Source organism: Dongia soli, assembly GCF_034044715.1.
Lineage (GTDB): Bacteria > Pseudomonadota > Alphaproteobacteria > Dongiales > Dongiaceae > Dongia_B > Dongia_B soli.
In genome coordinates this window covers 1,382,004-1,394,326 of sequence record NZ_JAXCLW010000001.1, presented here as the reverse complement: position 1 = coordinate 1,394,326, position 12,323 = coordinate 1,382,004, and the positions used below count along the sequence as shown (strand labels likewise).

The following is a 12,323-nucleotide window of genomic DNA, read 5'->3' as shown; positions in this document are numbered from 1 at the left end:
GTCTGCCCTCCCTCGGCAGGTCACGGCATCAGCCGCCAGACAATGGTTTCCCGTTCGGTGCGGTCTTCCAATTCAAGAGTGGTCGGCACGCGGTAGCGCGCCACTTCCACCAGACCGCTGCCGGGCAGATAGGCCCGGCCCGGATCACCCATCAGCACGGTGACACCGCGGGCGGCCAATTGCCGGAACCAGGCGATGACCCGGTCGGCCATCGGCTTCTCATAGCAGACATCGCCGGCGAGGACGACATCCCAGCGCCCTTCCTGGCCGATCAGATCATCCATCACCACACGCACGGCGGCGGCGTTCTCCGCTGCGTTCAATTCGATCGCGGCGATGGCGACGGCATCGATCTCGGCCGCTTCCACCAAAGCCGCGCCCGCTTTCGCGGCGCCGATCGCGCTGAGCCCGCTGCCGGCAGCGAAATCGAGCACCCGCCGGCCCCGCACCCAATCGGGATGATCCATCAGGTAGCGGGTCAGCGCCTGGCCCCCCGGCCAGGCGAAGGCCCAATAAGGCGGCGGAATATTGCGCTTGGCCAGGGTCTCTTCGGTCGCCTCCCAGATCGGCGTGATCTCGGTGGCGAGATGAAGGCGAATCTCCGGGGTCAGGGGCGGCGCAATCAAGGCCGTCTGTTGCCGGATGAAAAGCTTGGCATCCTGCACGGATATCACCGTCATCCAAGCCACCGGGCAAGGATGATGCCGAGCAGCAGCAGCAGGCCCAGATTGCGGTTGCTTTTGAATTTCGCCAGGCAATCCTTCGGCTTATCCAAGTCGACATCCTTGAGCTGCCAGATGAGGTGCGCGGCCACGAGGATGAGGCCGAGATAAGCCGGCCAGGCGAGCTGCGCCGATTCGAAGGCGATGGCGATCAGCAGCACCATGGCAATGGCGAAGCCAGTCAGCCAGGCCTTGGTATCCTTGCCAAAGCGCAAGGCAGTGGATTTGACGCCGACCAGGGCGTCGTCGGCCTTGTCCTGATGGGCATAGATCGTGTCATAGACCAAGGTCCAGCAGATGCCCGCGAGATAAAGCGGTATGGTCTCGATACCGAATTCATCTCGCACTGCCGCCCAGCCGAGCAGCGCGCCCCAGTTGAAGGCCATGCCGAGAACCACCTGCGGCCACCAGGTGATGCGCTTCATGAAGGGATAGGCGGCGACCAGAGAGAGCGAGGCAATGCCGAGCCAAATGGCGGTCTCGGTCAGCGATAGCAGAACGAAAAGACCGATCAGCAATTGCAGCCCAAGAAACAGAACTGCCTGGGTCATGGTCAGCACACCGCTGGCGAGCGGTCGCGTTGCCGTACGCGCCACCTTTATATCGATATCGCGATCCGCCATATCGTTGATGGTGCAGCCGGCGCCGCGCATGACGAGGGCGCCAATGGCGAACAGGATAAAGAGTCGCAAGTCCGGCCCTTCACCCGGCCGGGCAGCCATGGCAATCGACCAAAAGCAAGGCAGGAGCAGAAGCCAGGTGCCGATCGGCCGGTCGAGCCGGGCCAAGCGCATATAAGGCCGCCATCCCGCCGGCATATAGCGGTCGATCCAGTCGCCGCTGTGAATGTCGGATGCACTATACATGACGGACGACTTCCTCATTTACGCTGGCTGTGGCTCCTTGCCCGGACTTTTCCAGTCGGCGTCTTGCAAGGAGCGCATGGCTGCGGCACTTTAGACCGCCGTGCCGATGCTCACAAGTTCAGCCATGCCTGTTTGTACCCTGCAGAGATCCGATGATTCCACGCCTCTATGTCACCGCCGATTTGCACGCTAACGGCGTCATCGCGACCGATGAGCGCGCGACGCATTATCTGCGCAACGTCCTGCGCCGCCAGGCCGGCGATCCGGTGGTCATTTTCAACGGCCGCGATGGCGAATTCGAAGCCGAGATCACCGCGCTGGACAAACGTGCCGTGCAACTGCGTTTGGCGAGGCAGAAGCGAGCACAGGATTCCGTGCCCGATCTTTGGCTTTGCTTCGCGCCGCTGAAAAAGGACGCGGTGGATTTCCTGATTGAAAAAGCAACCGAGCTCGGCGTCTCCGCCTTCCGGCCGGTTTTCACCCAGCATACCGCCGCCACGCGGCTCAACCTCGACCGGCTGACGGCCAACGCAATCGAAGCCGCGGAGCAAACCGAAAGGCTGACCCTTCCTGACATACATCCTCCGGTCAGCCTGGATCAATTGCTGCAGGATTGGCCCGCCGACCGGCAGATGATTCTATGCGCCGAGGCCGGCCCCGCCCTTCCCATTGCAGATGCGTTACAACGCTTCACAAGCGCCCAGGATAAATCTCACCTGTCGGACGAAAAGCGCTCAAAACCGTCCCGTTGGGCTATCCTGTGCGGACCGGAGGGCGGGTTTGCACGTTCCGAGCTTGACCGGCTTAATAAACTGCCCTTTGTTACGCCCGTCGGCCTGGGACCCCGAATCCTGCGGGCCGATACGGCGGCGCTGTCAGCGCTGGCGATCTTTCAGGCGGTTCTCGGGGATGGGAATTTAAGACCGCCGCCATCGATGATGCCGATCGGCCAAGGGGCATAGCGCCCTCTGGGGGCAGGCGGCCAGAGTAATTGGGAGACCTTATGTCGGCACCACCGAAGTCGTTGGGCGCACCGATCACCTCGAAGCGGCAGCTGATCGAATATATCGAAGCCGGCAACAAGCCGCGCGAAGCGTGGCGCATTGGCACCGAACACGAGAAATTTGTGTTCGACCTGAAGACCTTGCGTCCGGTGAGCTATGAAGCCGCGAATGGAATCGGCCCGCTGCTGAATGGCCTGAAGCGCTTCGGCTGGGAGCCGATCGACGAGAACGGCAATACCATTGCCCTGACCATGGATGGCTGCAGCATCACCCTGGAACCGGGCGGCCAGTTTGAATTGTCCGGCGCGCCGCTGGAAAACATCCATCAGACCTGTGCCGAAGTCGGCACGCATCTGCGCCAAGTGAAGGAAGTCGGCGCGGAGCTTGGGATCGGCCTGCTTGGCATGGGCTTTCAGCCGAAATGGTCGCGCGACGATACGCCCTGGATGCCCAAGGGGCGCTACAAGATCATGCGCGACTACATGCCGAAGAAGGGCAAGCTTGGCCTCGACATGATGCAGCGCACCTGCACCGTCCAGACCAATCTCGATTTTTCCAGCGAAGCCGATATGGTGAAGAAGCTGCGCGTCTCCATGGCGCTGCAGCCAGTGGCGACGGCGCTGTTCGCCGATTCGCCCTTCACCGAAGGAAAACCCAATGGCTTCATGAGCTATCGCAGCCATATCTGGACCGATACCGATCCGGATCGCTGCGGCACGCTGACCTGGGTTTTCGATGAGGGCATGGGTTTCGAGCGTTGGGTCGATTACATGCTCGATGTGCCAATGTATTTCGTCTATCGCGACGGCAAGTATATCGATGCCAGCGGCCAGTCGTTCCGAGACTTCATGCAGGGCAAATTGCCGGCTTTGCCGGGCGAGACGCCGACCAGCAGCGATTGGCTCGATCATCTGACCACCGCCTTCCCCGAAGTGCGTCTGAAGCGCTTCCTGGAAATGCGCGGCGCCGATGGCGGCCCCTGGGAAAGGCTTTGCGCCCTGCCGGCGCTTTGGGTCGGCCTGCTTTATGACGATCAGTCGCTCGATGCCGCCTGGGACCTCGTCAAGAACTGGACATCGGAAGACCATGTCAGCCTGCGCCGGGACGTGCCGCGTCTGGCGCTGAAGACGCCGTTCCAGGGGCGGACGATGCGCGAGCTGGCGCTGGACGTACTGAAGATTTCTCGCGCCGGCCTGCAGCGCCGTGCTGCACTCGATAAGGTCGGCAGCGATGAAAGCGGTTTCCTGAATGTCATTCAGGAAATCGCCGAAAGCGGTATTTGCCCGGCTGAGGAAAAGCTCGCCCGCTATCACGGCAAGTGGAAAGAAAGCGTCGATCCGGTCTTCACCGAATACGCATATTAAAGCGGTACCGGCCGTGACGACGATTGGCGTCTTCGCCAGCATCTTCGACACGGCCGGACATGCGCTTTGCATCCGGCAGAATTACGGCGAGCGTTATTGGACAACACCCGGCGGACGGCTGGAAGCTGGCGAAGCTCCGGCGGACGGCCTGATCCGGGAAGTGCGCGAGGAGATCGGCGCGGCAATCGCCATCGAGGGTCTGATCGGCGCCTATGCCAATCCCTATAAGGACGACCTGATCCTGTGTTTCGCGGCGCGACTTCTCACCTCGCTGCAGGGCTGGCGGCCGCATGCGGAAATCGATGCTTTGGATTTCTTTCCGCTTGATCGCCTGCCACAGCCGATGACCGCCAATACCCGATGCCGGCTGCGCGATGCCGCGGCCGGTCGGAACGGCCAGTACCGCGTCTTCGATGGGCCGGATCGGATGAGAAGTCAGCTTTATTTCGCCTGATCGTTATTTGATTGGTCTTCGGGCGAAGTTCTGCCGGCATCGTCACGCGGTGCCAGCCAGCGTTTCGCCCAGCGCTGGCGCATTTCCGGGCTAAGCTTCGGCGCCGCTTCGACGATCAGGCCATGCATCATCTGTTGCGCCACTTGCCCCTGCTGCTGCATGGTGTCCAAGGCCTGTTCGAAGGCGGCCGGATCGAACGGATCGGCCGATAGCTGCTTGGCGACTTCGGCGCGTGCCAAGCGCATGGCATCGCGCATCCTATCGATCTCGGCCTCATGCGGCGCCAGCACGTCCTTCAGCTCCTTGCGGATTTCCGGCGGGACGGTCATGAAGCCGATCTTGCTGGGTTCACCGGACGGCCTGTCATCGGCCGCCACCGGCCCGCTCCCCCAGCCATGATGCGGCCCATGCCATAATCCGCCCACCAGCAGCCCGATCAAAAACAGATTGAGGCAGAGTGAAACGATCCCGCCGACGGCGACGATGACGGCACTGCGACCGCTCAAGGTCATGACAAATCCCCCCGCATATTCACCTGATCCACCATCGTGCTTCTTTCCCAGCCTGCCTCACTGCAGCGTCCCTACGGCAATACGCCCGGCAAATCCGCCGCCGCATAAATCATCGCGACGTTGTCATCATCCAGCAGTGCACCATCGTTATCGGTCGTATCCGTCGATACCGTGCCGTCATAGGCTGTATCGGCAAGCTGTTGCTGATCGGCCGATTGCCGGGTTAAACCGAGCTGATCGGAAACGATGTTGGCGCCGAGAAAGACGCCAAGCAGCAATGACGCTGCCGCGGCTGTAAGGCTTGACGTGAGGCCCCAGGCGAAAGAACGGCGCGACGCCGTCGCCGTCCCCACCATCGGCCAATCGGCCGACAGCCGGTCGAGGCCACTCATCTTTTTCTCATGGGCTTGAAATCGAACAACCGTGCCTGTCGATTGCTGCGGGTGTTCCAAAGGAATACGCGACAAACGCTGCTGCAAGCTGGCCGGCATCTCGACCGGTGCCATCGCCTGCGTCAGATCTCGTTCCAAGTCGAATTCTTTCTCCATCATTTCATCACCTCGTCCCGACCGGCATATCCATTCCCGGCAAATCCATCCCTGCCCTGGCTATGCCTACCCGCCTGCACGTTATCGATCATAGCGGTTCACCATCCGTGGCCGCGAGCTGATCACGCAAGGTCCGCTTTGCGCGCACCAGCAATCCTTCGAAGGCTTTGACGGACATCTCCATGACCGCCGCGGCCGCCGCATTCCTCAGTCCGGTGGTATAGGTGAGCGCAATCGCCGCCCTTTGCCGCTCCGGCAGCTTGGCAACCGCCGCCGCTAGTGCGGCATTGCGTTGTGCCCTTTCCATATCCTGCAAGGCATCGCCGCTCGGATCCGCCGGTTCCTCGATCGCCGTGATATCGGTGGTCGTGGGTCGGCGCTTCAAATCCAGGCAGCGATTGACGATCACCCGGTAGAGCCACGTACTGAATTTGGCGCGCCCCGCCTGCCACTGCGCGGCTCGCGTCCAGACCTGCAAAAAGGCATCCTGCACGACATCCTCAGCATCGCCGCGGCGGCCCAGGATGCGGAAGGCGAGACTGTAGGCGCGGCCGGCATGGCGCGACATCAATTGCGCAAAAGCCGATTGGTCCCCGCCGGCAACTGCCGCCAGCAAGGCATCGTCATCCAACACGCTCGAGGTCAGCCGGGCGCCGGCTGAAACTTCATCGGCCATCCCGAGGCGTCCCCACCCTATCACGCATGCGACCACCGTTCCTTGACTCCCTTCGGCGATTGTCGCGCATTTCCCCGCCGGGACTCCAGACATTCCTGCAGCGGATGCGCCTTGCCGTCATCACCTGCCGGTCGGCCGAATACTCGTCTCGGTAAATCCGTCGGTGTCCAGGCCGCGACCGCCGATCGCGGCCTGGACCTGTTCGTGTTACGCTTATTGCTGCGTCGGCTCGGTCTGCTTTGTCCCATCCGTCGAAGCCGGCTTATGCTGCCAGCGAGCTTTCATCTCGTCGGGTGAGACCTTGCCGTTCTTGTCAGTATCCAGCCGGGCGAAACGCTGATCGCTGACAGCCTGCCACTCGCTGGCCGAGATCTGGCCGTCCTTATTGGCGTCCATCCGCTCGAACCATTTCTGCGAACGCTCGGCCGACCGCTCCTGGCGTTGCTGCATCTTGTCGCCGTTCGCATCAGCTGTCTGATCGCCGGTCGTCTTATCAGCGGCCGTCTTATCAGCGGCGCTGTTCTGTTCGCTCTTCTTGGCCATCGCGTCGTGCATGCGCTGGTGCATCTTTTCTTGCGCCGCCTTCCATTCATCGGCGCTGATCTGCTTGTCGGCGTTGGTATCGATGCTGGCGAAGATTGATTGGCGCGAAGCGTCAAATTCCGAATGATCGATCACGCCATCGCCGTTTTTGTCGATCTTGGCAAACCAGCCGGTCTTGCCCGCCCCGCTATCGGCTGCAGCCGGCAAGGCATTCAGCGTCAGGGCCAATGCAGTACCACCGACGACCATCGAGAGGATACGGGCGGAAACAAAACGTTGCATGAAATGTCCTTTCTTTTGCCAGGCGTCCGGTGCCTGTCGAAAGATAGAACGGGAATATCAGGGGAATCCTGCGCAGCCTATGGGCGTATATGTCTCACGAAAGGGTGAGGCCGGGACATGCAGGTCCCGCCCCCGACCTGGGACGCCGGCTAACCGGTAGGTTTGCCGACAGGTGACTTAACTGACAGGCTCAGCTTGACAGACCTTGGCGGCCCATTTCGAGGAATTTGTCGCGGCGCTGATCGCGGATATCGAGACCGGACATGCTGCTGAACCGCTGCAAAGCACCATCGATCGCCTCGCCTAGGCCGTCGATGATCTGCGACTTGCCGCGATGGGCACCGCCCAGGGGCTCGGCGACGATTTCGTCAATCACGCCGAGCGAACGCAGATCCTCCGAGGTCAGCTTCAAGGCCTCGGCGGCATCGCGGGCCTGCTCGCCGCTGCGCCAGAGGATGGAAGCGCAGCCTTCCGGCGAAATCACCGAATAGACAGAATGTTCAAGCATGATGATGTGGTTTGCAGCAGCGAGTGCAATGGCGCCGCCGCTGCCACCTTCACCAATGATGGCGGAAATCAGTGGCACCTGGAGTTTCAGGCAGGCTTCGATTGAGCGGGCGATGGCTTCCGCCTGACCGCGCGCTTCGGCTTCGACGCCCGGAAAGGCGCCGGGCGTATCGACCAAGGTGATGACGGGCAATTGGAACCGCTCGGCGAGTTCCATCAGGCGGATCGCCTTGCGATAACCTTCCGGCTTGGCCATGCCGAAATTGTGCCGCATGCGGCTGGTGGTATCCGCACCCTTCTCATGGCCCATAATGACGACAGGCTGGCCGCGGAAACGGGCAAGGCCGCCGAGGATCGCCTTGTCATCGGCAAAATTGCGGTCGCCGGCCAAGGGCACGTAATCGGTGACGAGGCCGGCGACATAGTCGATGAAATGCGGCCGTTCGGGATGCCGGGCGACCTGGGTCTTCTGCCAGGCGGTCAGCTTGCCATAGGTCTGGCGCAGCATCTTTTCCGCCTTGGTCTGCAGCTTGGCGACTTCCTCGGCGATATTCATGTCATCGCCGTTCGATAAGTGCCGGAGCTCGGCAATCTTGCCTTCAAGCTCCGCGATCGGCTTTTCGAAATCGAGGAAAGTCGCCATTTACTGCATCTACCTTGTTGTTATTTCGCTGCCGAAATCTGCTTCGCCTTGGCGACCAGGACTTCAGCCTGACGGATCGAGGCCAGATCGATCAAACGACCGTCCAGCGAGACCGCACCACGGCCTTCACGCTGGGCCTGAGCCATCGCTTCCATAATGCGCTCAGCCTTCTTCACTTCCGCCTCGCTGGGCGTGAAGAGCTGATTGGCAAGCTCGACCTGACTCGGATGGATCGCCCATTTGCCTTCGCAGCCGAGGACACCGGCGCGATTGCCGCCGGCCTTATAGCCTTCCGGATCGGAGAAATCGCCGAAAGGACCATCGACCGGACGAAGACCGTTCGCCCGCGCCGCCACCACCATGCGGGCGATGGCATAATGCCACATATCGCCCCAATGGATGTCGCGATTGCCGGCCTCATCCTTATCGGTAAGAATCGAATAGGCCGGATTGGCGCCGCCGATATTGGTGGTGCGCGCCTTGGTCGAGGCGGCGTAATCGGCCACGCCGAAATGCAGGCTTTCATTGCGCTTCGAGGCCGCGGCGATCTCATGCACGTTCTGCATGCCGAGTGCCGTTTCGATGATCATTTCGAAACCGATCCGCTTCTTCCGGCCGATTGCCGCTTCGCATTGGGTGACCAGCATGTCGACGGCATAGACGTCGGCGGCGGTGCCGACTTTGGGGATCATGATGAGGTCCAGGCGCTCGCCGCCCTGCTCGATCACATCGACCACATCCCGGTACATATAATGGGTATCGAGTCCATTGATGCGCACGGACATCGTCTTGGTACCCCAATCGACGTCGCGCAGCGCCGCGATGATGTTCTTGCGGGCCTGCGCCTTGTCATCCGGCGCAACCGCGTCCTCAAGGTCCAGGAAAATCACATCCGCAGCCGATTTTGCTGCTTTTTCAAAGAGTTGCGGCTGACTGCCGGGAACGGCCAATTCACTGCGATTGAGTCGCGCCGGCGCTTGTTCGACGATCTTGAAGCTCATGCCTGTACCTGTCCAATGGCGGTTGCAGAACGCCCCCTCCGTCTTCGGCAGGCAGTTTTTGGCCCGACCGGGCCGACGCTGTCAATCTTTAGCTGCGTCGTCCTTTGGTCGGTGCAACGGCCCGGCGGATTGATCCGGCGGACCGGACGAGACGGAATTGGCCAGAGGATGATGCCGGGCGACGAGATCTTTTAATCGACCGGAAACGACATGAGTATAGATCTGTGTCGTCGTTATATCGGCATGGCCCAGCATTTTCTGCAGCGCCCGGAAATCGGCGCCGTGATCCAAGAGATGGGTGGCGAAGGCATGCCGGATCACATGCGGCGAAAGCCGGGCCGGATCGATCCCCGCTTTCACCGCGATCTCCTTCAGCATTTGCCCGAAACGCTGGCGCGTCAGATGGCCGGCCGCGCCGCGCGAGGGGAAGAGCCAGGGCGAGGCTTTGATCGGTGCACCCTTTTTGTCCCGTGGCAGGAATTGGGACCTGACATCGAGATAAGCCGCCAGGGCCGCCTTGGCCGATGGATTGAGCGGCACCATCCGTTCCTTCGATCCCTTGCCGCGTACGACCAGGAAAGGCTGGTCGCGCAAGACTGCCGCCAGCGGCAGGGCGACCAGTTCGGAAACCCGCAGCCCGGCGGCATAAAGGAGTTCGGTGAGCGCCGTGAGCCGCGCACCTTCGGCACCGTCCAAGGCGACGCAAGCCTGGATGAGCCGGGCCATCTCGTCCTCGTCGAGCAGCTTTGGCAGAGGCCGGCCGAGCCGGGGACTATCGAGGACGCCCGTGGGATCGTCGCTGCGCCAGCCTTCACCAACGACGAATCTGTAGTATTGCCGCAAGGCGCTGAGCCGGCGGGCCGCGGTGCTGGGCTTGGCACCGGCAGCGGCCAGCATAGAAAGATAGGCGCTGAGATCCTCCGACCGGGCGCCGGTCAGATCCTTGCCGCGCTTTGCCAGGAAAATGCCCACTTCTTCGAGATCGCGCCGATAGGCCGCCTGCGTATTGGGCGCGGCATTGCGCTCCGCCGTCAGCATTTCGAGAAAGGCATCGAGATGGGCGGCCGGCATCGGACCAACCGTGTCAGAGGCCGGCCAGGATGGCTGCCTCAGTGCCGATGCGGCGCGCATCCTGTTGCAGGCCGACAGCGGTCAAGCCACCCAATGACTGCGCCAAGGCAGCGCTATCGGCCTGGGCCAGTTTCTTGCCGTTGGCGTTAAGGGCGATCAGCGCCAGCAGCACGGTCTCGCCCCGCCGCCCCGCTTGCGCTGCCGCGGCAATATCTCGATTACCGCCGGCGAAACTCGTTGCGTCGCGGCCAGCAACACTGTCGCCAAGTCCAGCCAGGATGCCGTAAAGCCGCTCGCCCGCCGCCTCACTGGCGCCACTCGCTTGCCGCCAGTCGGCGACTGGATCGGTCCCGGCATCGCGGCTGCCATAGAGACCGGCGATACGCCCCAGCAGCCGCAGGCCGGCGGCGTCGCGCGCGGTTTGCGGATTGCTGCCGGGACCGGTCGCCAGATTGAGCCAGAAGCCGGCGCGATCGGTATTGCCGGCAGCAAACAAGGCGCGGGCCACTTCAGGGGCGAATTGCGCCAGACTCGGATTGGGTGTCATCTGTGCGAGAAGCGGCGCATAGAGCGCCACGGCGCTGAAATAGTCGCCACGCGCCCGCGCGTCGCGCAAAGCCTGGGTCACCCATTGCAAACGGCTCTCGGGCATCTGCCCTTGCTGTGCCCGCTGATAGAGCCTGGCGCGGTGCTCCGGTGTGTCGGCGCCCGCCAGTTCCGTATCTGCAGCGGCGGCTTTCACCTGCTGATAGAGGGCGGCTAGTTCATCCGCCGAAATCAGCCCGAAGGCAAAAGCGGTCTCGGCAGCCTGGATTCGCTCCAGCAAGGGCTTGCTGCCATCGCGCGCGATGGCAGCCGTCAAGGCAACGCCGGTCGGCCGCACAGAAGCACTTGCCGCTGCGCCCGGCAGCTTCGCCTGCTTCATCATCGCCGCCAGTAGCGGATCGGGATTGGCGATCGGCTTCTTGATACCCTGCGCCTTGGTATCGCCCAGCAGGACCGAAGCAACGGTGATGAAATCCTTGGTCTGCGGATCGCCGGCTGCCTGCTCGCGCAACAGATCAAGGCCGATCGAGGCCCGGTCGGTCTCGCCCTGGAGGATCTGGCAGTAGACCAGGGCGCGGCGCCAATAGGCTTCGATGGATTGTTCATCGGCGACTTGTGCTTGCACCTGCTTGCAGGCGCCATCCTTGTCATCACTTATCCAGAGCCGGTCGACCGCTTCACGCGGATCGCTTACCACCCCAGGCACACCCCGTTGCTGGGCCAGTTGCAAGGCCTCGTCATCGAAGCCCATGACATGGAGGCGATCGGCCCGCAACGGCACCAGACTGTCGATCCCGGCTGCAGCGCTCGGCCCCGCCGCCTGGGTCAGGAGCAGGCGAAGCTGCAAGTCGCGCAAGGCAGGTTCGCTCACCGGCGCCGGCAATTGCGGCAGGAGCGCCGTCAACTTCACCGCGCTGGACCCTTGCCACAAGCCAGTGCCAAGGCCGCCCTGCCGGTCGTCGATCAGGCCGGGTGCCTGGCCCGTTGTCGTCACATTGCCCGCATCGGCGGGCGCGGCATTGGAGATACTCTCCCCGTTGGCGCCCGGTACCTGTTGGCCCGGTACCTGCTGGTCCGGCATCTGACGAGGCAGCGGTGGCAGCGGCGTGGAGGTGACCCCGCCGGGATTGTAATCGGGCTGATCAGGGCCGGCGTCCCCGCCGGTCGACTGACTAGGCGATGGCACGCCGAGTTGAACCGGCGCATTGGTGGCGGTTTGCGCCAGAGCGACCATGGGCACGACGCCGATGGCGCAGGACAGCAGGGCGACCCGCCAAGTCAGGACCGGCAGGGTTATCCGCGACTTATTGCAGAGAAAGGCGATCATTCGGGATTTGCACTTCCATCTGCGCGGTCGGCGCCGGCAAGTCCCAAGCCGCCAATACGGCCACGGCGCCGCCGATGATGACGATGACAGCGATGAAGAGACCTAAAAGCGCTTTGTGCATATACCCAAACTTCCCTAAGCAACTGGCGGCGAAGCCACGGTCACTGCCATTCACGAGGCAGTCATCCAGGCGACAGGCAGCCTGGGAAGCGTGGCGCGACTCGCATCGATTTGACCGCTAACTTGCCACAGGGCTT

The 12,323-nt window shown here is 62.4% G+C and carries 14 protein-coding genes; 3 read left to right on the top strand and 11 right to left on the bottom strand.

Annotated elements, in window-relative coordinates; all coding sequences use genetic code 11:
* Positions 1-20: 20 nt before the first annotated feature.
* Together SMD27_RS06410 and ubiA are read right to left on the bottom strand one after the other, a co-directional pair.
* A complete protein-coding gene (locus tag SMD27_RS06410) occupies positions 21-680 on the bottom strand; it encodes a class I SAM-dependent methyltransferase (protein WP_320507490.1) in 660 nt (219 codons plus the stop codon).
* Positions 677-1,588, bottom strand: a complete 912-nt coding sequence (ubiA, locus tag SMD27_RS06405) for a 4-hydroxybenzoate octaprenyltransferase (RefSeq protein WP_320507489.1) — start codon at positions 1,586-1,588, stop codon at positions 677-679. The genes SMD27_RS06410 and ubiA overlap by 4 nt, the downstream gene beginning before the upstream one ends.
* Positions 1,589-1,740: 152 nt before the next feature.
* Between ubiA and SMD27_RS06400 the strand changes: the two genes are divergently transcribed.
* From SMD27_RS06400 to SMD27_RS06390, 3 genes are read left to right on the top strand one after another with little or no spacing between them, the layout of a single operon-like run.
* Entirely contained in the window at positions 1,741-2,550 is an 810-nt protein-coding gene (locus SMD27_RS06400; protein ID WP_320507488.1) for a 16S rRNA (uracil(1498)-N(3))-methyltransferase, read from the top strand.
* A 41-nt stretch (positions 2,551-2,591) separates the two neighbouring features.
* Positions 2,592-3,956, top strand: a complete 1,365-nt coding sequence (locus SMD27_RS06395) for a glutamate--cysteine ligase (RefSeq protein ID WP_320507487.1) — start codon at positions 2,592-2,594, stop codon at positions 3,954-3,956.
* 13 nt (positions 3,957-3,969) lie between these two features.
* Complete coding sequence (locus SMD27_RS06390; RefSeq protein WP_320507486.1) at positions 3,970-4,410, top strand: NUDIX hydrolase; 441 nt, start codon at positions 3,970-3,972, stop codon at positions 4,408-4,410.
* Here the strand turns inward: SMD27_RS06390 and SMD27_RS06385 are convergent.
* The 9 genes from SMD27_RS06385 to SMD27_RS06345 all read right to left on the bottom strand — a co-directional run bounded on the left by SMD27_RS06385 (position 4,398) and on the right by SMD27_RS06345 (position 12,241).
* Positions 4,398-4,922 carry a periplasmic heavy metal sensor gene (locus tag SMD27_RS06385; RefSeq protein ID WP_320507485.1) on the bottom strand — a complete coding sequence of 175 codons (525 nt, stop codon included), beginning with the start codon at positions 4,920-4,922 and terminating at the stop codon, positions 4,398-4,400. The two genes, SMD27_RS06390 and SMD27_RS06385, sit on opposite strands and share 13 nt — an antisense overlap.
* A 71-nt stretch (positions 4,923-4,993) precedes the next feature.
* Positions 4,994-5,473, bottom strand: coding sequence for a hypothetical protein (locus SMD27_RS06380; protein WP_320507484.1), 480 nt, complete (start codon positions 5,471-5,473; stop codon positions 4,994-4,996).
* A gap of 85 nt (positions 5,474-5,558) precedes the next feature.
* On the bottom strand, positions 5,559-6,146 hold the full coding sequence (locus tag SMD27_RS06375; RefSeq protein WP_320507483.1) for a sigma-70 family RNA polymerase sigma factor: 588 nt from the start codon (positions 6,144-6,146) through the stop codon (positions 5,559-5,561).
* Between the two features lie 213 nt (positions 6,147-6,359).
* The gene (locus tag SMD27_RS06370; RefSeq protein WP_320507482.1) at positions 6,360-6,971 is read right to left on the bottom strand and encodes an EF-hand domain-containing protein; all 612 of its coding nucleotides are present in this window, start codon (positions 6,969-6,971) and stop codon (positions 6,360-6,362) included.
* 190 nt (positions 6,972-7,161) lie between these two features.
* Positions 7,162-8,121: an acetyl-CoA carboxylase carboxyltransferase subunit alpha gene (locus tag SMD27_RS06365; protein ID WP_320507481.1), complete on the bottom strand. Its 960-nt coding sequence runs from the start codon at positions 8,119-8,121 to the stop codon at positions 7,162-7,164.
* 20 nt (positions 8,122-8,141) lie between these two features.
* Positions 8,142-9,122 carry an HpcH/HpaI aldolase/citrate lyase family protein gene (locus tag SMD27_RS06360; RefSeq protein ID WP_320507480.1) on the bottom strand — a complete coding sequence of 327 codons (981 nt, stop codon included), beginning with the start codon at positions 9,120-9,122 and terminating at the stop codon, positions 8,142-8,144.
* Positions 9,123-9,203: 81 nt separating this feature from the next.
* Positions 9,204-10,193, bottom strand: coding sequence for a site-specific tyrosine recombinase XerD (locus SMD27_RS06355; protein ID WP_320507479.1), 990 nt, complete (start codon positions 10,191-10,193; stop codon positions 9,204-9,206).
* 13 nt (positions 10,194-10,206) lie between these two features.
* Positions 10,207-12,066, bottom strand: coding sequence for a hypothetical protein (locus tag SMD27_RS06350; protein WP_320507478.1), 1,860 nt, complete (start codon positions 12,064-12,066; stop codon positions 10,207-10,209).
* A complete protein-coding gene (locus tag SMD27_RS06345) occupies positions 12,044-12,241 on the bottom strand; it encodes a hypothetical protein (protein ID WP_320507477.1) in 198 nt (65 codons plus the stop codon). Before SMD27_RS06345 ends, SMD27_RS06350 begins: the two co-directional genes overlap by 23 nt.
* Between the last annotated feature and the right edge of the window lie 82 nt (positions 12,242-12,323).